General features: G+C 42.0%; 18 protein-coding genes, 2 tRNA genes, 3 rRNA genes and 2 pseudogenes. 8 read left to right on the top strand and 17 right to left on the bottom strand.

The features are described 5' to 3' along the window. Nucleotides 1-144 precede the first annotated feature (144 nt). A complete protein-coding gene (gene queD, locus O7C57_RS05100) occupies nt 145-507 on the top strand; it encodes a 6-carboxytetrahydropterin synthase QueD (protein WP_269723733.1) in 363 nt (120 codons plus the stop codon). A 34-nt stretch (nt 508-541) separates the two neighbouring features. On the opposite strand, the gene queE is transcribed toward queD, so the two are convergent. Further along, nucleotides 542-1,213, bottom strand: a complete 672-nt coding sequence (gene queE / locus O7C57_RS05095; protein WP_154623486.1) for a 7-carboxy-7-deazaguanine synthase QueE — start codon at nt 1,211-1,213, stop codon at nt 542-544. A gap of 284 nt (nt 1,214-1,497) precedes the next feature. Between queE and O7C57_RS05090 the strand changes: the two genes are divergently transcribed. Beyond that, on the top strand, nt 1,498-2,880 hold the full coding sequence (locus O7C57_RS05090; protein WP_154623487.1) for an amino acid permease: 1,383 nt from the start codon (nt 1,498-1,500) through the stop codon (nt 2,878-2,880). Nucleotides 2,881-2,946: 66 nt separating this feature from the next. Here O7C57_RS05090 and megL read toward each other — a convergent pair whose 3' ends face one another. The 12 genes and pseudogenes from megL to gmhB all read right to left on the bottom strand — a co-directional run bounded on the left by megL (nt 2,947) and on the right by gmhB (nt 14,848). Then, a complete protein-coding gene (gene megL / locus O7C57_RS05085; protein WP_154623488.1) occupies nt 2,947-4,140 on the bottom strand; it encodes a methionine gamma-lyase in 1,194 nt (397 codons plus the stop codon). Nucleotides 4,141-4,155: 15 nt separating this feature from the next. Then, nucleotides 4,156-4,548 (bottom strand): hypothetical protein, encoded by a 393-nt coding sequence (locus tag O7C57_RS05080; protein WP_154623490.1) that lies wholly within the window; start codon nt 4,546-4,548, stop codon nt 4,156-4,158. Between the two features lie 13 nt (nt 4,549-4,561). Continuing rightward, a pseudogene (locus O7C57_RS05075) lies at nt 4,562-4,801 on the bottom strand (NAD(P)/FAD-dependent oxidoreductase); the annotation flags it as partial. Nucleotides 4,802-4,826: 25 nt separating this feature from the next. Beyond that, nucleotides 4,827-5,524, bottom strand: a protein-coding gene (locus tag O7C57_RS05070) for an IS1 family transposase (RefSeq protein WP_269723143.1) whose coding sequence is annotated in 2 segments (ribosomal slippage) — nt 4,827-5,275 and nt 5,275-5,524 — 699 coding nt in all. Because the reading frame shifts where the segments join, the coding sequence is not laid out codon by codon here. A 59-nt stretch (nt 5,525-5,583) separates the two neighbouring features. Further along, a pseudogene (locus O7C57_RS05065) lies at nt 5,584-6,540 on the bottom strand (NAD(P)/FAD-dependent oxidoreductase); the annotation flags it as partial. Between the two features lie 676 nt (nt 6,541-7,216). Then, complete coding sequence (locus O7C57_RS05060) at nt 7,217-8,005, bottom strand: endonuclease/exonuclease/phosphatase family protein (RefSeq protein ID WP_163860776.1); 789 nt, start codon at nt 8,003-8,005, stop codon at nt 7,217-7,219. Between the two features lie 292 nt (nt 8,006-8,297). Beyond that, a tRNA-Asp gene (locus O7C57_RS05055) sits at nt 8,298-8,374 on the bottom strand. 55 nt (nt 8,375-8,429) lie between these two features. Further along, a 5S ribosomal RNA gene (gene rrf, locus O7C57_RS05050) occupies nt 8,430-8,545 on the bottom strand. Nucleotides 8,546-8,664: 119 nt separating this feature from the next. Further along, nucleotides 8,665-11,570: ribosomal RNA gene (locus tag O7C57_RS05045) — 23S ribosomal RNA — on the bottom strand. 460 nt (nt 11,571-12,030) lie between these two features. Further along, nucleotides 12,031-12,106: transfer RNA gene (locus O7C57_RS05040), tRNA-Glu, on the bottom strand. An 88-nt stretch (nt 12,107-12,194) separates the two neighbouring features. Next, nucleotides 12,195-13,734, bottom strand: a 16S ribosomal RNA gene (locus O7C57_RS05035). The 16S, 23S and 5S rRNA genes sit together here with 2 tRNA genes alongside, the layout of an rRNA operon. A 547-nt stretch (nt 13,735-14,281) precedes the next feature. Next, a complete protein-coding gene (gene gmhB / locus O7C57_RS05030) occupies nt 14,282-14,848 on the bottom strand; it encodes a D-glycero-beta-D-manno-heptose 1,7-bisphosphate 7-phosphatase (protein ID WP_163862830.1) in 567 nt (188 codons plus the stop codon). A 170-nt stretch (nt 14,849-15,018) separates the two neighbouring features. Between gmhB and metN the strand changes: the two genes are divergently transcribed. The 6 genes from metN (at nt 15,019) to proS (ending at nt 20,696) form a co-directional block, all read left to right on the top strand. Next, entirely contained in the window at nt 15,019-16,050 is a 1,032-nt protein-coding gene (gene metN, locus O7C57_RS05025; RefSeq protein WP_154625055.1) for a methionine ABC transporter ATP-binding protein MetN, read from the top strand. Beyond that, nucleotides 16,043-16,696, top strand: coding sequence for a methionine ABC transporter permease MetI (metI, locus tag O7C57_RS05020; protein ID WP_163862832.1), 654 nt, complete (start codon nt 16,043-16,045; stop codon nt 16,694-16,696). The genes metN and metI overlap by 8 nt, the downstream gene beginning before the upstream one ends. Before the next feature lie 61 nt (nt 16,697-16,757). Beyond that, nucleotides 16,758-17,579: a MetQ/NlpA family lipoprotein gene (locus tag O7C57_RS05015; RefSeq protein WP_154625053.1), complete on the top strand. Its 822-nt coding sequence runs from the start codon at nt 16,758-16,760 to the stop codon at nt 17,577-17,579. Between the two features lie 133 nt (nt 17,580-17,712). After that, nucleotides 17,713-18,117 (top strand): Rcs stress response system protein RcsF, encoded by a 405-nt coding sequence (gene rcsF, locus O7C57_RS05010; protein ID WP_154625052.1) that lies wholly within the window; start codon nt 17,713-17,715, stop codon nt 18,115-18,117. Between the two features lie 7 nt (nt 18,118-18,124). Beyond that, complete coding sequence (gene tsaA, locus O7C57_RS05005) at nt 18,125-18,847, top strand: tRNA (N6-threonylcarbamoyladenosine(37)-N6)-methyltransferase TrmO (protein ID WP_154625051.1); 723 nt, start codon at nt 18,125-18,127, stop codon at nt 18,845-18,847. Nucleotides 18,848-18,968: 121 nt separating this feature from the next. Next, entirely contained in the window at nt 18,969-20,696 is a 1,728-nt protein-coding gene (gene proS / locus O7C57_RS05000) for a proline--tRNA ligase (protein ID WP_154625050.1), read from the top strand. 46 nt (nt 20,697-20,742) lie between these two features. Here proS and chbG read toward each other — a convergent pair whose 3' ends face one another. From chbG to chbA, 4 genes are all read right to left on the bottom strand, one after another. Continuing rightward, nucleotides 20,743-21,504: a chitin disaccharide deacetylase gene (gene chbG, locus O7C57_RS04995; RefSeq protein WP_249999245.1), complete on the bottom strand. Its 762-nt coding sequence runs from the start codon at nt 21,502-21,504 to the stop codon at nt 20,743-20,745. A 20-nt stretch (nt 21,505-21,524) separates the two neighbouring features. Further along, a complete protein-coding gene (locus O7C57_RS04990; RefSeq protein WP_249999247.1) occupies nt 21,525-22,886 on the bottom strand; it encodes a 6-phospho-beta-glucosidase in 1,362 nt (453 codons plus the stop codon). A 97-nt stretch (nt 22,887-22,983) separates the two neighbouring features. Further along, a complete protein-coding gene (gene chbR / locus O7C57_RS04985) occupies nt 22,984-23,790 on the bottom strand; it encodes a transcriptional regulator ChbR (protein WP_154625057.1) in 807 nt (268 codons plus the stop codon). A 46-nt stretch (nt 23,791-23,836) separates the two neighbouring features. Further along, nucleotides 23,837-24,181 carry a PTS N,N'-diacetylchitobiose transporter subunit IIA gene (gene chbA, locus O7C57_RS04980; protein WP_154625047.1) on the bottom strand — a complete coding sequence of 115 codons (345 nt, stop codon included), beginning with the start codon at nt 24,179-24,181 and terminating at the stop codon, nt 23,837-23,839. Nucleotides 24,182-24,185 lie beyond the last annotated feature (4 nt).

Below are 24,185 nucleotides of genomic sequence, written 5' to 3'. Positions count from 1 at the left end.
CCATAACTAATAGCTAAAAAGCCTAATGAAAATAGCTAGTGAATCATACTCATAAAAATGGTTAGCAATAATTCGATAAAATAAGATGCTCCGAGCACAAATTTCAGTAGAATACACTGCGTTTTGATTTATACGGAGTTGGTTATGAGAACAAGTATCTATAAAGATTTTCATTTTGAAGCAGCCCATAGGCTTCCTTATGTTCCTGAAGGTCACAAATGCGGGCGCCTCCATGGACATTCTTTCATAGTGAGACTAGAGCTCACAGGTGAAATCGATGAGAAAACAGGCTGGCTAATTGATTTTAGTGATGTTAAAGAAGCGTTTAAGCCAATTTTAGATCAGCTCGATCACTATTATTTAAATGATATTGAAGGCCTCGAAAACCCAACCAGTGAAGTCTTGGCAAGTTGGATTTGGCATAAAACCAAACCCCTATTACCTTTATTAAGCGCCGTAACGGTGAAAGAAACCTGTAATGCTGGATGTATTTATCGCGGCGAATAGTCATTCACTGATATGCCGTGAACATCGCGGCACATCAGGCGATATTGAGATATTTGTGTGTTTGAATGGAAAGTCGCCAATTTCGCGCAATACAGGTATCAATACATAGCTTAGTGGCTGCGCTTTTTTGGCTAATCGGCTGTAACGCAACAACCGCAGCACTTTTTTCTGTGCGTTTTGATAATAAATTATCCAACTCTTCAATATCTTTTTCACGCGCAACTGGATGCTTGATTTCATTCGCTCGATTGATTGACTCCGTCAGTACCTGTAACCCACCTTTCATAGCCACTTTTGGCGACACCGTCACCCAGGTTTGACTGGAACATTGAATAGGATACGTACCACTGGTTTCAATTTGGCATTGATAACCTTGGTTTTCTAATTCCGTCGTCAGAGGTACGAGGTCATAAATACATGGCTCGCCACCCGTAATGACAATATGTTTTGCCGTATACCCTTGCTTATGCATAAGAGCAATCAATTCATGGCTATTGGCCAACGACCATGAATCTGTATCCATCGTTTTCACGACGATATCGCCAAGGGTTGTTTCTTTGTCAGCGTCTTTATCCCAAGTATGTTTTGTATCACACCAGCTACATCCCACAGGACAGCCTTGTAAGCGAATAAATACGGCGGGAACGCCAGTAAACACACCTTCCCCTTGTAACGTTTGAAAAATTTCATTAATTGGGTATTTCATAATTCTCTCTAGCATTGTCAGCTTCATGCGTATTATATACTCTAACGCATGCAAGTTGCATGCGAACGACAACGAGAATGTCCCATTCAACTGCACGCGTTATTCGTTCAAAATCTTTTCGCCCCGTGAACCTCATATAATTTGGTGTATGGCGCGTATATTGCAAGATATCTATCCCGCGAACCATACGCTTTATGGTAATGTAATCAGCTTGGTTTCAACAAAGTGCATCTAATAGAGAAAAAACCGGAACAATATTCGGTAATTTTAAGACAGGAAACAAAATGCAAAGTAGTAAAACAAATCAACTCAGAAAGGGATTGAGTGTCAGACACATTCGCTTTATGGCTTTAGGGTCAGCGATTGGTACCGGCCTGTTTTATGGTTCTGCGTCAGCGATACAAGCAGCAGGCCCAGCCGTTTTAATTGCTTATATGATTGGTGGGGCCGCCGTTTTTATGGTCATGCGCGCGCTCGGTGAAATGGCTGTTCATAACCCTGTTCCAGGCTCATTCTCCCACTATGCAAGCCATTATATGGGCCCACTAGCTGGCTTTTTAACTGGTTGGAACTATGTTTTCGAAATGCTTGTTGTCTGCCTAGCGGATATCACCGCTTTCGGTATGTATATGGGCTTTTGGTTCCCGCATGTAGACCAATGGATATGGGTGCTAAGCATTGTGTTATTTATTGGTGCACTAAACCTATGCCACGTTAAAATATTCGGCGAGCTAGAATTCTGGTTATCCATCGTGAAAGTCACGGCGATCATTGCAATGATTGTCGGTGGTGCGTTCTTAATGTTTTATGGTTTTGGCAAAGAAACTGACCATGCTGTTGGTATTCAAAACCTCTGGGAACACGGGGGGTTCATGCCGAATGGCATCGCGGGTGTCATCGCTTCTTTAGCTATTGTCATGTTTGCATTTGGTGGTATTGAAGTCATTGGTATCACAGCAAGTGAAGCACAAAACCCAGAAAAAACCATCCCGAAAGCAATCAATGCCGTGCCGATTCGTATCTTGTTATTCTATGGATTAACACTCTTTATTTTAATGTGCATCTACCCATGGAACCAAATCGGGCAAAATGGCAGTCCATTCGTACAAATTTTTTCTAGCTTAAATATTACTTCTGCTGCCAACATACTTAATATCGTGGTGATTACCGCGGCGATTTCCGCCATTAACAGTGATATTTTTGGTGCGGGTCGAATGATGTATGGTATGGCTCAAGATAAACAAGCCCCAAGAGTTTTCACTAAACTCACCCGCAATGGTGTACCTTGGGTGACCGTGCTTGTGATGTCCGTTGTCATGCTCCTCGGTGTCTATCTAAATTACCTTCTACCTGAGCGAATTTTCGTGATTATTGCGTCAATTGCGACTTTTGCAACTGTCTGGGTATGGTTAATGATCTTGCTTTCGCAAGTTGCGATGCGCCGACAAATGAGCAAAGAAGACGTTAAGAAACTTAAATTCCCAGTGCCATTCTGGCCAATAGGTCCTGCAATAACAATTGCATTTATGGTATTTGTTATCGCATTACTTGGCTTCTTTAAAGAAACACAAGTGGCTTTACTGGTTGGCTGTATTTGGGTTGTAATACTCACTGTCGCCTATTTTATTATGCGTTCATTCCAACATAACCAAACAAATAACAATTAACCATAGCGCATTAAATAGAACACAACATCAAATAACGCCCCTGCTAAACTTCAGGGGCGTTTTCTTTTAACTTTCTAATTGCAGAGCTTGATCAAGGTCTGCTATCAAATCATTAACGTCTTCCAACCCAATCGATAATCTAATTAAGCCATCACTAATGCCATAAAATAATCGTTCTTCAGGTGTATACGTCGAATGAGTCATACTGGCGGGATGCTGTGCTAGAGATTCACAATCCCCTAAACTTACAGCCCGAGAAAACAGATTTAAGCGGTTTAAAAAACGCTTACCTGATTCAATCCCACCTTTTATTTCGCATGCTATCATCCCACCTGGCAGCTTCATCTGCCGGCAGGCCAATTCATACTGTTTAAAGCTATTTAAACCAGGGTAGACCACAAACTCAATCTGCGGATGGGATTCTAAATATTGTGCGATTCGCTGAGCATTTTTCACTATACGCTCCATGCGAATAGGTAACGTTTTCATCCCGCGTATAATCAAACTCGCATCATGTGGCGATAAACATGCCCCTGTCATATCTTTTAAGCCAACTAACCTAATTTGTTTGGCTATCTCTTTTGTCGTAATCACTGCGCCAGCGACGACATCACCATGGCCACTCATGTACTTAGTCAGCGAGTGAATAACAATATCAACACCTAATGTTATTGGCTTTTGTAAGTAAGGGGTACAATACGTATTATCCACGACGACCATGATATTATTTTTTTTAGCTAGCTCACTGACGGCTTTTATATCCACTAAACGCATATCAGGGTTAGCGGGTGATTCAAAGAATATCATACGCGTATTTTCGCTGATTGATTGCGCTACAGTTTCAAGGTTGCTCATATCAATATGACGCACACGAACACCAAATCGTTCCAATCCGTGATGAAAGAAAGAATAAGTGCAACCATAAACAGTCATATCGACCAACAATTCATCCCCAGGATTCATTAAAGACCAAAAAGTTGACGTAATGGCCCCCATACCTGAAGAAAACACAATCGCGGCTTCTCCCTCTTCTAAATCAGCAATTCTCTTTTCTAATAAATCTAAGGTTGGGTTATTAATTCTTGTGTAGATAAAACCTTCTTTCTCACCACTAAAACAAGCTGCTCCCTCTTCTGCATCTTTAAACGAATAGGTTGCAGTTTGGTATATAGGTGGTATTAATGAACCTTTATTTTCCCTCTGGTTATAAAAGCTGTGTATTATACGAGTATCAAATGCATTTTTTGTATCTAAGCTCATACCACTCTCCTAAAATTACTTGTCACTGGATTGAGGTATCCTAGACCCCATAATCTGCAAGGTCCTTAATAGGATGCTCACTCCCCGTAATGTATTTGGATCTTTTAATAAGCTATAAACCGAACGAAAACTTTGATCTTTATTATCATAAATAGCTTCCATCTTAGCCATGTTATACGCTGTTCCTAACTCCCAAACCGGCGTTAACGTGTCTTCAAATGAATTAGCTAATTTTTCAACTGTGCCTAAATCGAGAATATCCACAAGGTCAGACAGTAAAGACAACAGGTCAACAATATTGTCCAAACGTTTTAAATGTAGAAGTGGTGAAATTTTTTCAGCTAAATGATCCGCAGACTCTGAATTAAGTAATTCAATAAGTTTCGCTTGTGTATTTTCATTTGACATCATCATGACCCTCCTACACTAATCCACGAATAGCAGCCCAATAAATTCCCCTATTGAAACCATTTCGGAGCAATCCCCCCACTTTAGTCGCAGGTATCGGCAACACATCATGTTTATAGTCGTACTGTAAAGGCATCCCTGCATTTAGCCCCATTTGTGCAACAGCTTGAACTCGGCCGTCATAAATTGCCGCTGGGTAACCGTAAGTCAATTCGCCAACGATATTATCAGCGATAATTGCAGCCTGATTATGGGTCGTGTATTCAATATAGAGATCATCATAATAGGTAGTATTCGCGTTCAATGAATGTACCGATGATTTTGTCATGCATTTCAGGTGACTTCGAGTAACCTAACGTCTTACGGTTAAGGCGCTTCAAGCGGTTTCTCAGGTTCAAATTCTCTCTTTCTATTCGTTGCGTATAAAACTTACTTACCACATGTTTCTGCTTGGGCAATATCTCATAAGCACTGAACTTATCCGTGCACCAAAAAGCCACATTAAACCTAGACAGTAAAGCCAGTAACTGGTGAAGAGTCCTTTTGTTTCGACGACCAAACGTATGAGCAATTATCCGTTTTAGGCGGGGCTCCCACGCATACCAAAGCCAGCGTTGTTGCTTCTTATTACCCACAAAAGACCACTGTTCATCGACTTCGCAAAGGAGTTCAATGTGCAGATTATCAAGGGGTAAAGAGGTTACCTGCTTCGGCGAGAGTTTTTTAAAGTGCGAACAACCGCATTAATGCTGATATGAAGGGCTCTAGCGGTATCACGAATACCGGCATTATTCATCGTTAGGTCGATAATTTTATCTTTGGTACCGGGCTGGCAGGCACGATATTCATAGTCGAGTTGGAAGCTTCGGCAGCAGTCTTGACAACGATAACGTTGATGACCTGTACTCCCTAGGCCATGTTTTTTCACTGAGGGAGTTTGTTGACAAAATGGGCACCTTACATCGACTTTAGCCATGAATATTCTCCGATAAATTACCCTATATTACAGATTAATCACCAGATTGAATACATGACCTGATTATGGCAGCTACCACCCGCCTTACTTATGGGTAAATCAACAGTGTCACCAATAACATAGACACCTTCCGTACCGTAAACTTGTAGCGTTTCATGATCAGTTGGCAACCAACCTTCACCATTATTATGTTCACTTAAACCTGTATTCACGACGGCTTCTACCGCAGTAATTGGCGGCGTACTAATTAAAATATCAAAAGGCTGTTCATCACCTTCTTTTGAATAAGCGACCTTTTTATCTGGGTCAACTTTACTTAAAGTAAAGCCACGTTGAGATTTAATATTCTTTATATTAAAAATTTCAGGAATCGCTTCACAAACAGGTTGTTGAAGGAAAAGACAATTACGTAATAATTGAGATACTGTAGGGTAAGTATAGACAATCTCAATATTATCTCTCACACGCCGCTTACGTAAAAATTCATCTAGCATAAGCGTTGTTTCCATGGGCGCAATACCGCATTGATGAGGGACATTCGGTGTTTCAGGAAAAGATACCGTTATAAAAATCCGACCTTTTTCAATTTTAGATAATTGATCGGCTAATTTTCTCGCGGGATCATAAGCATAAAAATGATGACCTATTTCTTTTAATCCTTCAATTCTATCCGGTCTAGGAACACATCCTGTTGCAATAACAAGATAATCATAATTTAAAACTTTACCACTACGTGATTTTAACTCTTTATTTTTAAAATCAAATGCATCGATTTTATCGATAACCAAATCTATTTCTGGCCTTAATAATGAACGCTCATGACGGCTTAGCTCATCTTTAAAAAACAAATTAAATGCTATATACATAAAGGCAGGTTTGTAATAATGAATAGGATTATCAGTAACTAATGTTATTTTTATTTTCTTAGCAAAAATATCGTTATTTAATTTCCTAGCTAAAATGTTGGCTAACATTGTACCACCTGTCCCACCACCAACTATTATGATATTTTTCATATTATTAACCACCTATATTTAAATAGTTTTTAAATAGACAGCGTATGACTAAGTAAATATAGCTGATATTCAATAATTCGCCACTCATATATTTGGCAATTAATGTTAATTTAAAAAATATATATTAATCACAATGATAAATATATCAACCGATGGAGAATCAATTTAATTATAATTAATCATATAATTTATCACTTAATGAAATAATAATATTCTTTTTTAGATTTGTTTATTGCGCCCTCTGTAACGACCAACAATTTAACAATGAAATAATACATCTTATAAAATTTTTTCATCTCCAATATTATGGATAATAAGATAGTGTTGCTTATCTATTACTCTATATATCTCTTTATAATCGCAATATGCCATTAATCCCTATCTCAAATATCAATAGCCAAATCGTCTCTGTATTGGCAGTAATTGGTTTAATGATACCTTTACGATAAAAGATTCGAGATGCAGCAATGAACGGGATGGGGGAGCTATTTTTTGCTCTTATCAATATTAACTTGACTATTACTAACCGGTTTCTTAATCGGGGTAACGAGTCTATCGAGAAAGGTGCTATAAAGAAGAGTTGAAGATATTAAACTCACTTCTTCATAATAAGAATACCACTAAAGTATAAGGCGAAAATAACAATTAGAAAAAGAGACGGTTAACGCCAATAAAGCTAAACGAGTTCAAATTGAGTTATAATCGGGTTATGGTCCGAAGCATCGGTGTTTGTAACATAGCTATCCTTTACCTTCAGCCCTCTATAAAATAAGTAATCTAAAGGTCTTCCAAAGGCTTTAGTTCGTTGGTCATGATCATAGCCAACTTCTTTTAACCCAACACTCCTCACAAAGCGTTTTAATGCATTCACTCTTTGCCGACTCCAAGCATTAAAGTCACCAGCTAGCAATACAGGACCAACATGTTTAGCAATGTGGTCACCTAATTTACTTAATTGTCGTGTGTAAACATCGACCCCAAAACTAAAGTTAATCGCATGTACATTCGCCACCATCAGATGCTTTCCATTCGGCAGCGGATACACCGTTATTAATGCAGATTTTGCTAAACGCAATAAAGGCTCTTTTTCTCGTAGTGGACAACAATATATAGGATGAGAAGTCGCAAGTGTCATTACGCCAGCAGGATGCGGAGAGAAAGGCAAAGCAGGCACTTGGTCTGCAATTAATTGATGCGATGCCGCAAATGAAACAAGCTCTGGGGACATTTGTGCTTCTTGCAGTAGGATCAGCTTTTTACCTTTAACAAGCTCATCTAGCACAATCTTCCAATTTGGACGTTGCTGCTTATAAATATTCCATGTCAGAACATCTAAGGTTTCACCTGCTGCAAATAAAGGTAATCCGACGGGTAATGATTCTCCTAACATATGTACAGGCATGGGTTGGATACGTTTAGCGGGTTGACCTGCAATATATCTAACAGAATAGGTTCTTTTCGCCACGTTTTAAATCCCTACAAAAATGAGAAGTTAACCGTATTCTAACAAGTTTAGAAACGACATGGCTTGTAGTATATCAAAGCTATCATGTTATATCTTATGAAGTTAAGACTAACCCCCCTTATAATGACTGTATACTAACCATTTTTGAGTGCTTTATAGAATATTACAAGATGCCTCCTTATCATTCACTATAACGGCTAAATAAGGAAAGCATGAGCAAAGAAATTGCAGAGCAAAACTGATTTTACAAATAGTAAAAAGCCCCGTGAGAAATCTCACGGGGCTTAATAAGTGGCGGAACGGACGGGACTCGAACCCGCGACCCCCTGCGTGACAGGCAGGTATTCTAACCAACTGAACTACCGCTCCACTATTCTTTCGCCTAACGGCTGCTTATCGCTTCGCAATAAGTCTTTAATTTAATGTCTGGCAGTTCCCTACTCTCACATGGGGAGACCCCACACTACCATCGGCGCTACGGCGTTTCACTGCTGAGTTCGGCATGGGGTCAGGTGGGACCACCGCGCTATTGCCGCCAGACAAATTCGGTTTTTGTTCCCGTTGGCTTGCACCAACCAGAACAGCAATCTTGAACAAGCTAATTTCTCGCACTCTGTGTGCGCTTCACAACGTTCTCTCTAAAACACCTTCGGTGTTGTCAGGTTAAGCCTCACGGTTCATTAGTACTGGTTAGCTCAACGTATCGCTACGCTTACACACCCAGCCTATCAACGTCTTAGTCTTAAACGTTCCTTTAGGACCCTTAAAGAGTCAGGGAAGACTCATCTCAAGGCAAGTTTCCCGCTTAGATGCTTTCAGCGGTTATCTCTTCCGCACTTAGCTACCGGGCAATGCCATTGGCATGACAACCCGAACACCAGTGGTGCGTCCACTCCGGTCCTCTCGTACTAGGAGCAGCCCCTTTCAATCTTCCAACGCCCACGGCAGATAGGGACCGAACTGTCTCACGACGTTCTAAACCCAGCTCGCGTACCACTTTAAATGGCGAACAGCCATACCCTTGGGACCTACTTCAGCCCCAGGATGTGATGAGCCGACATCGAGGTGCCAAACACCGCCGTCGATATGAACTCTTGGGCGGTATCAGCCTGTTATCCCCGGAGTACCTTTTATCCGTTGAGCGATGGCCCTTCCATTCAGAACCACCGGATCACTAAGACCTACTTTCGTACCTGCTCGAGCCGTCACTCTCGCAGTCAAGCTGGCTTATGCCTTTGCACTAACCGCATGATGTCCGACCATGCTTAGCCAACCTTCGTGCTCCTCCGTTACTCTTTGGGAGGAGACCGCCCCAGTCAAACTACCCACCAGACACTGTCCGCACCCCAGATGATGGGGCCACGTTAGAACATCAAACATTAAAGGGTGGTATTTCAAGGTTGGCTCCATGCAGACTGGCGTCCACACTTCAAAGCCTCCCACCTATCCTACACATCAAGGCTCAATGTTCAGTGTCAAGCTATAGTAAAGGTTCACGGGGTCTTTCCGTCTTGCCGCGGGTACACTGCATCTTCACAGCGAGTTCAATTTCACTGAGTCTCGGGTGGAGACAGCCTGGCCATCATTACGCCATTCGTGCAGGTCGGAACTTACCCGACAAGGAATTTCGCTACCTTAGGACCGTTATAGTTACGGCCGCCGTTTACTGGGGCTTCGATCAAGAGCTTCTCCTTACGGATAACCCCATCAATTAACCTTCCAGCACCGGGCAGGCGTCACACCGTATACGTCCACTTTCGTGTTTGCACAGTGCTGTGTTTTTAATAAACAGTTGCAGCCAGCTGGTATCTGCGACTGGCTTCAGCTCCATCCGCGAGGGACTTCACCTAGCGCCAGCGTGCCTTCTCCCGAAGTTACGGCACCATTTTGCCTAGTTCCTTCACCCGAGTTCTCTCAAGCGCCTGAGTATTCTCTACCTGACCACCTGTGTCGGTTTGGGGTACGATTAATGATAATCTAGAGCTTAGAGGCTTTTCCTGGAAGCGGGGCATGAGCTACTTCGCCACCGTAGTGACTCGTCATCAGACCTCAGCATGTAGTGAACCGGATTTGCCTAATTCACCTGCCTACATCCTTAAACCGGGACAACCGTCGCCCGGCCAGCCTAGCCTTCTCCGTCCCCCCATCGCAATTATCACCAGTACAGGAATATTAACCTGTTTCCCATCGACTACGCATTTCTGCCTCGCCTTAGGGGTCGACTCACCCTGCCCCGATTAACGTTGGACAGGAACCCTTGGTCTTCCGGCGTGCGGGTTTTTCACCCGCATTATCGTTACTTATGTCAGCATTCGCACTTCTGATACCTCCAGCATGCCTCACAGCACACCTTCACAGGCTTACAGAACGCTCCCCTACCCAACAACATCTAAATGTCGCTGCCGCAGCTTCGGTGCATGGTTTAGCCCCGTTACATCTTCCGCGCAGGCCGACTCGACCAGTGAGCTATTACGCTTTCTTTAAATGATGGCTGCTTCTAAGCCAACATCCTGGCTGTCTGAGCCTTCCCACTTCGTTTCCCACTTAACCATAACTTTGGGACCTTAGCTGGCGGTCTGGGTTGTTTCCCTCTTCACGACGAACGTTAGCACCCGCCGTGTGTCTCCCGTGATAACATTCTTCGGTATTCGTAGTTTGCATCGGGTTGGTAAGTCGGGATGACCCCCTAGCCGAAACAGTGCTCTACCCCCGAAGATGAGTTCACGAGGCGCTACCTAAATAGCTTTCGGGGAGAACCAGCTATCTCCCGGTTTGATTGGCCTTTCACCCCCAGCCACAAGTCATCCGCTAATTTTTCAACATTAGTCGGTTCGGTCCTCCAGTTAGTGTTACCCAACCTTCAACCTGCCCATGGCTAGATCACCGGGTTTCGGGTCTATACCCTGCAACTTAATCGCCCAGTTAAGACTCGGTTTCCCTACGGCTCCCCTATACGGTTAACCTTGCTACAGAATATAAGTCGCTGACCCATTATACAAAAGGTACGCAGTCACACCTAAAAGGTGCTCCCACTGCTTGTACGTACACGGTTTCAGGTTCTATTTCACTCCCCTCGCCGGGGTTCTTTTCGCCTTTCCCTCACGGTACTGGTTCACTATCGGTCAATCAGGAGTATTTAGCCTTGGAGGATGGTCCCCCCATATTCAGACAGGATAACACGTGTCCCGCCCTACTCGTCGAGTTCACAACACCAACACCTTCGGATACGGGGCTATCACCCTTTACTGCCGGACTTTCCAGACCGTTCTCCTGATGCTGATGCTGATTAAGACTCTGGGCTGCTCCCCGTTCGCTCGCCGCTACTAGGGGAATCTCGGTTGATTTCTTTTCCTCGAGGTACTGAGATGTTTCAGTTCCCTCGGTTCGCCTCGTTTGACTATGGATTCATCAAACGATAGTGCAACGAATTGCACTGGGTTTCCCCATTCGGACATCGTCGGTTATAGCGGTTCATATCACCTTACCGACGCTTTTCGCAGATTAGCACGTCCTTCATCGCCTCTGATTGCCTAGGCATCCACCGTGTACGCTTAGTCGCTTAACCTCACAACCCGAAATTGTTTCAACGATCACCTAACTGTCATGGCTGTGCGTGGTGAAATTCTTTGTTGCGCGGTGCTCGTCATGCTCACGTACCAATGTACGCTGCGCTGACTGCGCTCCTACGCCGCGAATTTCACACTGCTCGCTCATGCCACTCGTTTGAATGACCGAAAATTTCAGGTTTGAAATTTTGAGAGACTCTCACATTGTTTAAGCGATAAACAATGTGCGTTGTTTCAATTTTCAGCTTGTTCCAGATTGTTAAAGAGCATAATTGTTAAACTAACTCAGTGAATTAGTTTAATCATTATTTATGGCCAGCACTTTTGAGAAAGTGCGAGCTAAGACATTTCAAGGCGTAGGCGCACAGCGAGCGGAATGTACATTCAGTACATGAGCATCGCGAGCACCGCACAACGCTGAAAGGTCGACGTGCAACCTTTCGATTGACCCACACTGAATGGCGTCCCCTAGGGGATTCGAACCCCTGTTACCGCCGTGAAAGGGCGGTGTCCTAGGCCTCTAGACGAAGGGGACAACAAGGTCTTCAGTCAATCTTAGATTGGCTTTGCTCTACTTTTCATCAGACAATCTGTGTGAACACTTCACAAGAACACTTCAATGGTAAGGAGGTGATCCAACCGCAGGTTCCCCTACGGTTACCTTGTTACGACTTCACCCCAGTCATGGATCACAAAGTGGTAAGCGCCCTCCCGAAGGTTAAGCTACCTACTTCTTTTGCAACCCACTCCCATGGTGTGACGGGCGGTGTGTACAAGGCCCGGGAACGTATTCACCGTAGCATTCTGATCTACGATTACTAGCGATTCCGACTTCATGGAGTCGAGTTGCAGACTCCAATCCGGACTACGACGTACTTTATGAGTTCCGCTTGCTCTCGCGAGGTCGCTTCTCTTTGTATACGCCATTGTAGCACGTGTGTAGCCCTACTCGTAAGGGCCATGATGACTTGACGTCATCCCCACCTTCCTCCGGTTTATCACCGGCAGTCTCCTTTGAGTTCCCGACCGAATCGCTGGCAACAAAGGATAAGGGTTGCGCTCGTTGCGGGACTTAACCCAACATTTCACAACACGAGCTGACGACAGCCATGCAGCACCTGTCTCAGAGTTCCCGAAGGCACTAAAGCATCTCTGCTAAATTCTCTGGATGTCAAGAGTAGGTAAGGTTCTTCGCGTTGCATCGAATTAAACCACATGCTCCACCGCTTGTGCGGGCCCCCGTCAATTCATTTGAGTTTTAACCTTGCGGCCGTACTCCCCAGGCGGTCGATTTAACGCGTTAGCTCCGGAAGCCACGCCTCAAGGGCACAACCTCCAAATCGACATCGTTTACAGCGTGGACTACCAGGGTATCTAATCCTGTTTGCTCCCCACGCTTTCGCACCTGAGCGTCAGTCTTTGTCCAGGGGGCCGCCTTCGCCACCGGTATTCCTCCACATCTCTACGCATTTCACCGCTACACATGGAATTCTACCCCCCTCTACAAGACTCTAGCTGACCAGTCTTAGATGCCATTCCCAGGTTAAGCCCGGGGATTTCACATCTAACTTAATCAACCGCCTGCGTGCGCTTTACGCCCAGTAATTCCGATTAACGCTTGCACCCTCCGTATTACCGCGGCTGCTGGCACGGAGTTAGCCGGTGCTTCTTCTGTCGGTAACGTCAATCGTTGATGATATTAGCATCAACGCCTTCCTCCCGACTGAAAGTACTTTACAACCCTAGGGCCTTCTTCATACACGCGGCATGGCTGCATCAGGCTTGCGCCCATTGTGCAATATTCCCCACTGCTGCCTCCCGTAGGAGTCTGGGCCGTGTCTCAGTCCCAGTGTGGCTGATCATCCTCTCAGACCAGCTAGGGATCGTCGCCTAGGTGAGCCATTACCCCACCTACTAGCTAATCCCATATGGGTTCATCCGATAGCGCAAGGCCCGAAGGTCCCCTGCTTTGCTCCTTAGAGATTATGCGGTATTAGCCACCGTTTCCAGTAGTTATCCCCCTCTATCGGGCAGATCCCCATACATTACTCACCCGTCCGCCGCTCGTCAGCGAGAAGCAAGCTTCCCCTGTTACCGCTCGACTTGCATGTGTTAGGCCTGCCGCCAGCGTTCAATCTGAGCCATGATCAAACTCTTCAATTAAAAGTAGTCTGATGCTCAAAGAATTAAACTGTTTATCAATTCGCTTCTGTTCGGCTAACATTGTCGGCTTCGCTGCGCTTTCCTCGCCGTACCTCAGTACTGTCTCGGAAATGCTCACTCGCCTTCGCGTTATCCTTCCACAATCGAATTGCACATTGTTAGTTCATATATGAATTAACGTGTTAGTCACTCTTCAAGACTTAAAATCAAATATTTTTTTGATAGTGTCCTGTGAGTGCCCACACAGATTGTCTGATAAATTGTTAAAGAGCGTTGCGACTTTATCTTTCGATATTAACCGTTTAGGTCGTTGTCGCGAGGTGGCGTATATTACGCTTTCCTCACCGAGAGTCAAGCTTTTTTTTCGCTTATCTTTTCAGATTCTCTCGTCTGCCGTCGTTAGCCTTTTGGGCTTGCCATCACATTCTGTGTTGGCTCATCGTCGGTCAGTGGAGGCGCATTATAGGGAGTCAGAAAATTCTGGCAACCCCTTTTTTCAATTTTTTTTTCGTTTGCTCAGATTGCCATCAAATTTAACTTAATAAGCCTATTTTTTGATGTTTTTTACTATCTGTGGCAGTTCAGCAATACTATCAATCACCATATCTGCATTGCTTATTGCTTCTTCAGTCACTTCTTCACCACTTCTTACTAAAATCGTCGTACCGACTTTTGCAGCTTTACCTGCTTGCATATCAGCTAACTTATCTCCCACCATAATAGAAGAAGCCATATCTATATTAAGAAAAGATTGCGCATCTAATAGCATTCCAGGTTTTGGCTTACGGCAATCACAATCTTGGCGGTACTCAGCTTCTTTAGCATCAGGATGATGAGGGCAAAAATAAATACCATCAAGATCAACGCCACGGTCTGCTAATGACCAATCCATCCATTCTGTTAACTGCATAAAACTATCTTCAGAATAGATACCTCGTCCAATTCCTGATTGGTTGGTGACAACAACGAGCGCGTAGCCCATTTTTTTGAGTTCAGCCATTGCTTCAATCGCACCGTCAATAAAATGAAAGTCATCTATCTTATGTACATAGCCATGGTCGATATTAATTGTGCCGTCTCTGTCTAAAAAGATTGCAGGTATGCCTTTACTCACCGATTTACTCCTCAAACTAAATGAGTTTTAAGTATCTCATGAAAAGAAAATAAATGAGAATAGAATAAATAAAGCAAACTTTATTGACTTAGACGTCTAGACGCCTTAACATCCAACCATGTTAGATTTAACTATCTAAAAATCGAATCCTATATATTTAGAAGAAATAAATGATAAAGCTCTCAAATATTAATAAAGTTTTCCAGCAAGGAAGCCGCAATATTCAGGCATTAACTGATATTAGTCTGCATGTTCCTGCTGGGCAAATCTACGGTGTTATCGGTGCCTCAGGTGCTGGTAAAAGTACTCTAATTCGTTGTGTAAACATGCTCGAGCGCCCGACTTCTGGGCAGGTTATTGTTGACGGCCAAGATTTAACAGCAATGCCTGAAAAATCTTTGACGAGAGCTCGTCGCGGTATTGGGATGATATTCCAACACTTTAACTTATTATCTTCTCGAAATGTATTTGATAACGTTGCGTTACCACTGGAATTAGACAATACGCCTAAAGATAAAATCAAAGCACGTGTCAATGAACTGCTTGATCTTGTTGGGCTGGCTGATAAAAAAGATGCTTATCCCGCTAATCTTTCTGGGGGACAAAAACAACGTGTTGCTATCGCGCGAGCCTTAGCAAATTCACCAAAAGTTTTATTATGCGATGAAGCAACTAGTGCGCTAGATCCTGCCACTACACGTTCGATTCTTGAGTTACTCAAAGATATTAACCGCCGTTTAGGGCTTACTATTTTATTGATCACTCATGAAATGGATGTAGTGAAAAACATTTGTGACCAAGTCGCTGTGATTAGCGGTGGACAATTGATTGAACAAGATAAAGTCAGTGAAGTGTTTTCACACCCTAAAACACCTATCGCCCAAGAGTTTATCAAATCAACATTAGTTATTGATATTCCAGATGACTATAAAGAAAGACTAAAAAGTGAACCCGCAGCAGATTTATCGCCTTTGCTGAAACTGGAATTCACAGGTCAATCCGTTGATGCACCACTTATCTCTATGGTTGTGCGTAAATTTGACATCGATATCAACATATTAAGTTCTCAGATTGATTACGCCGGTGGCGTGAAGTTTGGCGTAATGCTCGCTGAACTCCATGGTATCAATGGCGGGGTTGAAGCAACTATTGAATTTTTGAAAGAGCATCATGTCAAAGTAGAGGTATTGGGTTATGTCTGAGGGAATGATTTCACTACTTATATCGGGAACGATTGATACCATTATTATGACTTTCGTTTCGGCGATCCTCGGTTTTATCATGGGCGTACCGACTGGCGTTCTACTTTACGTGACTCGTCGTGGACAAGTTATGGAAAATACTGTTCTTTATGCTGTAATTTCAGCAATCGTGAACATTTTCCGTTCAATACCATTTATTATTTTATTAGTCTGGATCAGCCCTTTTACCAAGTTTTTAGTCGGCTCGGCAATTGGCATTGAAGGGGCCATTGTTCCCCTAACTGTTGGGGCAATTCCCTTCATCGCCCGTATGGTTGAAAATACCCTATTAGAAGTGCCAAGTGGTTTGATTGAAGCCTCCCGAGCTATGGGCGCGACACCACTACAAATTATTAAAAAGGTTCTATTACCAGAGTCTTTACCTGGGATCATCAACGCGGCAACGATCACCTTAATTATGCTAGTTGGGTATTCAGCAATGGGTGGTGCAGTCGGTTCAGGGGGATTAGGTCAAATAGCAATGCAGTATGGCTACTATACTTATAACCCATTAGTGATGAATACCGTGCTTGTACTGTTAATCATCTTAGTCTTCGTCATTCAATTTACTGGCGAATATTTAATGAAAAAAGTGTCACATAAATAGTCCGTAAAAATAGCAGCGCCGCTTTAAGGTGCTATAAAGAAAGCGTTTAAGGGGTATATCTATGTCTATTAAGTTAAAATCTATTGCCGTTGTTGGCGCGCTATTAGGCTCATTAGTTCTAACGGGTTGTGGCGAAAAAGAGAAAGACCCGAATAGCATCAAAGTCGGTGTTATTATGGGGAAAGAGTTGGAAGTCGCTGAAGTTGCACAAAAAGTCGCAAAAGAAAAATACGGTTTGAATGTGGAACTTGTTGCCTTTAATGATTTCGTTTTACCAAACGAAGCTCTCAGCAAAGGTGATATTGATGCTAACGCATTCCAACACAAACCTTATCTTGACCAACAAATTAAAGATAGAAATTATAAATTGACGCCTGTCGGCAATACCTTTATCTATCCTATCGCGGCATATTCCAAACAAATTAAATCAGTTGATGAACTTGCTGACGGCTCACAAATCGCATTACCTAACGATCCAACGAACTTAGGTCGTTCACTACTTCTCTTACAACAACAAGGTCTCATTAAACTTAAAGATGGAACAGGTTTAATGCCTACCGTTTTGGATGTTACTGAAAATCCTAAAGGATTGAAGTTTGTTGAATTAGAAGCACCACAATTACCACGAGCACTGGATGATCAAAAAATTGCTCTAGCTATCATCAATACCACGTGGGCAAGTAGTGCAACACCTAAATTAACCCCAGCAAAAGATGGTTTATTTGTAGAAGATAAAGAATCTCCATATGTCAATATTATTGTTGCTCGTGATGACAATAAAGATGATGAAAATGTGAAGAAGTTTGTTCAAGCATATCAATCAGATGAAGTTGCTAAGAAAGCAGATGAAGTTTTCGATGGTGGCGCAGTTAAAGGCTGGTAATCTTTTTTATTCGTAAAAAAATGATTAATATACTAGGTGGTGTAATGCCACCTAGTATTTTTTGTATTTTATAAAGATAAAACATAGCAGATGTAATTTTCCCAATACCTATAAGATAAGAAAGGAAAAACTTATGAGATTGTTATTGCTCACCCTAGCAACGTTTATTTTAGCTGGGTGTGGAATGAATCAATACATTCATCAGGGTCCAAATAAAGGCTTCACAAATATGAAGCTATCAAAGCCTGCACCAAAAAAAACGACCAAGCCTGAAACGACTAATGTCAAGCTTATGAATAGCCCTGAAGAATTATTAGGGATGCCGTTTAAAGACTTAGGGATTGTTTCTGGAGAATCATGCCGCGAGAATGTACAAAGCCCGCCAGCCAATCTTAATGTGGCTAAAAAAAGTATGTTATCGAAAGCAGCCTATATCGCAGCCGATGCGGTGTTGTTGCATCAGTGTCAAACCATGACCTCACCGGGATGCTATCAAGCGACAATCTGTGAAGGTAGCGCAATACAAATTGTTGAATAATAATCAAATGCAATCATTCCAATGTAATGTTATTGGACATATCGAATCCCCCTATAAGGAAAAATTTGCTATCCCACGCCAACCTGGGCTTGTACTAGGTGGCTCGGGACGGCTGCATTTACACCCCCCTTATAATGACCCTAACGCTGTCAGAGGATTAGAACAGTTTAGTCACATTTGGGTGCTATTTATTTTCCATCAAACGATGAATGGGGGATGGAAGCCACTCGTACGTCCTCCAAGACTCGGTGGGAATGATAAAATGGGCGTCTTCGCCACCCGCTCGACCTTTAGACCAAACCCTATTGGTATGTCATTAATCGAATTGAAAGGGGTTATCCAAAAACACAATCAAGTGATTTTGGAGTTAGGCAGTTTAGATTTAGTTGATGGTACTCCTGTTATTGATATTAAACCTTATTTACCTTTTGCAGAAGCCATTCCAAATGCACAAGCCGGCTTTGCACAAGATGCACCATCTGTGGATATGCACGTTATTTTTCACCCGCAAGTTCAACAAGATTTAGAGAAATACCAAATACGCTATCCGGGAATTGTACAATTTATTCAACAAGTATTGATGCAAGATCCCCGCCCCGCATATAAAAAACAAGCGATGACAGAGCCCCGTGATTATGCCGTCCATTTACTTGATTTTAATGTGCGCTGGAGGGTGATTAATAATGTAACAGAAGTCTTCGCCATCGAGCCTTATGAAAAAATCATCTAACCCCTTTTGGCAAAGCACGGTCACTGGTAGACTAGCTGTTTATCATGCTGCTTTTGCAGCCTAGATTGATTTGGCAATAAAACCTTTTGCCATCACCCGTTGTTCTAATGGAACCTATACAATGCGTACTAGCAAATATCTGCTCTCAACACTAAAAGAGACTCCTGCAGATGCCGAAGTGATCAGCCATCAGTTGATGCTTCGTGCAGGAATGATCCGTAAACTTGCATCAGGCCTTTATGACTGGTTACCGACTGGTGTCCGCGTTCTACGTAAAGTCGAAAACATTGTCCGTGAAGAAATGGAAAATGCGGGCTCAATCGAGGTATCTTTGCCCGTAGTTCAACCTGCCGATTTGTGGCAAGAGAGTGGTCGCTGGGAGCAGTATGGTCCTGAATTACTGCGTTTTACTGATCGTGGTGAACGCCCATTTGTTTTGGGTCCAACTCATGAAGAAGTGATTACTGATTTAATTCGCAATGAAATTACTTCATACAAACAGCTACCACTGAACTTATTCCAGATTCAAACTAAATTCCGTGATGAAGTGCGCCCACGTTTCGGCATCATGCGTTCACGTGAATTTATCATGAAAGATGCTTACTCCTTCCATACATCACAGGAATCATTACAAGAAACCTATGATGCAATGTATGAAGCTTACAGCAAAATCTTTACTCGTATCGGTTTTGATTTCCGCCCAGTACAAGCAGATACAGGCTCTATCGGTGGAAGCGCATCTCATGAATTCCAAGTTCTCGCGCAAAGCGGTGAAGACGATATTGTTTTCTCTACAGAATCTGATTTTGCAGCCAACATCGAGCTTGCTGAGGCGATTGCGCCATTAACACCACGTGCAGCAGCAACAGAAGAGATGCGTCTCGTTGATACACCAAATGCAAAAACAATCGCCGAGCTGGTTGAACAATTCTCTTTGCCGATTGAAAAAACGGTGAAGACGCTGATTGTCCGTGCAAAACCAAATTCGGGTCATCAATTAGTCGCTTTATTGATCCGTGGTGATCATGAACTGAATGAAGTGAAGGCGGAAAAACACCCTCTCGTTTCAAGCCCATTGGAATTCGCTTCAGAAGAAGAAATCAAAGCGGCAATTAAAGCTGCGCCAGGTTCATTAGGCCCAGTTAATATGCCATTACCAATGATTATTGACCGCAGTGTCGCTGTCATGAGTGATTTTAGCGCTGGTGCTAACATTGATGGTAAACACTATTTCGGTATCAATTGGGAACGCGATGTAGAGCAGCCAGAAACATTCGATCTCCGTAATGTGGTTGAAGGTGATCCAAGCCCAGATGGAAAAGGAACACTGCTTATCAAACGTGGCATTGAAGTGGGTCATATCTTCCAATTAGGCACTAAATATTCAGAAGCGATGAAAGCTTCAGTGCAGAATGAAGAAGGCCACAATCAAATCGTCACTATGGGTTGCTATGGTATTGGTGTTACTCGTATTGTTGCAGCGGCAATTGAGCAAAGCCACGACGAACGCGGCATTATTTGGCCAGATGCGATCGCACCATTCCATGTTGCGATTCTGCCAATGAACATGCACAAATCGTACCGTGTCAAAGAGGTTGCAGAAAAACTCTATGCGGATTTAAAAGCACAAGGCATAGAGGTCATTTTTGATGACCGTAAAGAACGTCCTGGTGTTATGTTTGCTGATATGGAGCTTATCGGTGTGCCATACACGATTGTTATTGGCGATAGAAACTTAGATAACAATCAAGTTGAGTACAAAGCACGTCGCAGTGACGAGAAAGCCCTTGTTGGTCTTGATAACGTAGTGAGTTTCTTAAAAGAAAAACTCGCGAATACCTTACGTTAATGATGCTCTGCCCAACCTGTTTATCCATATAGGTTGGGCATTTTTGTTATAAATCTAAATATGACCCAAGTAAAAAACCCTTCTCAGTAATCGTCTCTTTTAATCTTTTTGAAGTTAAAATTTCTAACTCTTTTAATCTCGGATAAGCGTAACGACTTTTTAATAATTCCTTACCTAGGAACGCTGGATGACACATTATTTCAAGTGAACTATCCCCTCGCTGTTTCGCAGTATCGAGAATATTTAAAAAGAGAGATTCAGATATAGAATGAGGTTCCCCATAAAATTCAGCTGAAAAGTAATCCGTTGTGCGCGCAATATGTGTGGTTTTATCGTCAATATTTCCATCACGAACAACACGCACTGCAACCCCTTTTTTATTGGCAAATTCAACAATGCGAGGAAAGAGAGTCGGTATCATTTGTACATGATGGTGCCCATCAATATGACTTGGCGGATGACCAAAAATTTCACAAAATTGGTCATACTGAAAATGTAATTCCTGCACAATTTCCTCTATCGGTAATTGGCCACGTTTTTCGATTTCCCATAACCATTTCCCAAGTATACCTTGGCGAACTAACGATGGCATTGGCGTAAATGGCATGCCCGCAGTTAATACAAAATGCATACCCACTGTTAATGTTGGTAAGTCCGCGGCAAGTTTGGCGGCATGGTGAACATCCGGCATATTTACCATAGCTGTCGTTGATAACACAATACCGTGATGATGTGCCTCAACAATTCCATAATTAACTGATTTGCATAAGCCAAAGTCATCTGCATTGACGATAAGTAAAGGTGTCATATTCCGCTACCATTTAAAATTTAGCGACGCATTGATTCTTCTTCAAGGTGCTTAATAGCCTCAGCAAAATTAGGCAAATACTCTTTATGCGCTAAAAGTAGGTCTTTAGCCATATTTCGTGCATCATGATCAGAGCTCACTAATGGATTTAGGTTCATCGCTAATAAAATATCATTGAAATTACCACTAATAGCCGCTTCACATGTGGCTATCTCAAATTCTTTTATTGTATAAATGAGTCCCAATACTTTTTCATCGAAATGCGTCATTCTTTTGTGTGGTGTTATGCCATTACGCCCTAATTGACATGTCATCTCTATCACCCAATCCGATGGGATATTATCGATATGTCCACGGTGAGGAATATTGACATAGTGTTCAGTTTGCTTGTCGTTATAAATAGCATTGATGGCTTCACAGGCAGCGTCTGAATAATAGGCTCCCCCTCGCTGTTCAAGCTGTTTTGGCTTAACGTTTAATTCAGGGTCCTGATATAAATCAAAAAGTGACTTTTCAAGTTTTTTAACCACCTGTGCCCTAGTGCCCGCTTTGTAGAATTCAGCCATCTCAATAGCTAGCATCTCTTTATATTTAAAGTAATACTGCAAGTATGAGCAAGGTATCAATTTTAGAGCGCTTAAAAAACCACTATCGAATGATAACCCCGTAATGTTTTTAACTGAGTTTGTACTGTATGAATGAGCAATAATACCCTTCAATATTTCATCAAACCGGGAGATTCCATCGACAAAAATATCTTTAATAAAGACCATATGATTTAAACCAAAAAGGTCTATCGATAAGTGATTTTTTTCAGTTAATTTAAGTGCCTCTGTAATAAACATTTTCATACCGATAGGCACATTACAGACCCCAACGAAACGCTGAAAATTCGTGTATCTATGCACAGCCTCTGTGATCATACCGGCAGGGTTAGTAAAATTAATTATCCAAGCTTGAGGACAGAGCTCTTCAACATCTTTAATAATGTCAAAGATCACTGGAATAGTCCGTAATCCTTTAAATAATCCGCCAGCACCGTTAGTCTCTTGCCCTAAATAGCCATAGCGTAAAGGTATGATTTCATCTTTTTCTCGTGCATCTAATAACCCGACCCTTAACTGCGTCGTCACAAAATCAGCATCTTTGAGCGCTTCTCTACGATTTAACGTTTTATATAATTTAAGCGGAATATTGGCATTTTTTATCATCCGTAAGCTTAAATCATAGATAATATCTAACTTTTCCTTTCCTTCTTCAATATCCACTAGCCATAATTCACTAATAGGTAGTTCAGGATAACGTTTAATAAAACCATCAATTAATTCAGGGGTATAACTGCTTCCACCGCCAATAGTCACAATTTTTAATTTATGTTCCATTTAATCCTCTACCTATTTTATTAATAGCGATGAATGGTAGTGTTCAGTTAACTTATACCGCGTTATGTTTCATCCTATCTTCATCATATTTATTAAGTTACTGTAAGCTTTTTCTATATTCACTTGGTGTTAACGATGTTGCCTCTTTAAATTTCTTAACAAATAAACTCGGGCTACTGTAACCAGATTCAAAAGCAATATCTGTAATAGAGTAATTTGTTATTTCCAGCTGTTTTTTAGCAAAGTTAATCCTAATATCATTAATAAGTTGCATGGGCGTCTTGCCGTAATAACGCTTTGTAGCCCTCGTCAAGTATTCTTGAGACTTCCCTGTAATTGCGACCATATTTTCTAATGCATGCTCATTAAACATTGCAATTTCATGCATTTCTTCAATGGTATTTTTTAACCATTGAGGTGTATCGTCATGTAATTTTCTTTCTCTGTAGTGACGTAATCGATTAACGACATTGAAAGTGACTACTTCAATAAATTCATTAAACTCACTGTCACGAAAATTTAATGATGCGATGACGGATTCAATATAAGCCATAAATTCACTTTTCAGTGAATAGGCTTGTGAAGCAACAAAAAATGAGGGAAGTAAAGGTGAAAAGTAGCTTTCAAAAAATGCCTTTCTTATTCCAACATTGAAAATTCGAGTTGCTCCAAACTCATAAAAACTTTCATGACTAGAGCCAATGGGTAAAAAAACAAAGTCACCTCTTTCAAGTAACACCTTTCTACCATTCACTTGCTGATAATAGCGCCCAGTGAGAACGATAGTGTATTCATAATAATCATGTTGATGCAGCCCTGTAACGCTTTCAGTTTTATTATAAATAACAACATGAAAATCCTTGTCATTAAATATATCGTTCTCACAAACCATTCTAATATCCATATTAGAATTATCGTTTTTTATTAGTGGCTGCATCATTCCTCCTCAGTTATTGGCTTATTTTTTTATGAAGCTCTATTAGCTCTATGACCAACTCACGCGAAAGTATGGTGTTCATTAAATGATCTTGAGCATGAACCAATATTAAGCTAACTTTAATTTTCCCCTCTCCCATATCAGCTTCAATCATTTTTGTTTGAACTTGATGAGCTTCACTCAATGCATGTTTTGATTGCTCCATTAATTCCATGGCCTCAACAAATTGGCCTTCCTTGGCGCAATTTAATGCCTTATAGGCTAAGCTTCTTGCCATCCCAGAATTAATGATAAGCCCCATCACGACCTCTTCGAGGCCATCAAAAGAAAGAACACCATTATTATCTATATCAATCATATTT

The organism is Providencia sp. 21OH12SH02B-Prov, from assembly GCF_027362595.1.
Lineage (GTDB): Bacteria > Pseudomonadota > Gammaproteobacteria > Enterobacterales > Enterobacteriaceae > Providencia > Providencia zhejiangensis.
This window is presented reverse-complemented; position numbering and strand designations above follow the sequence as displayed.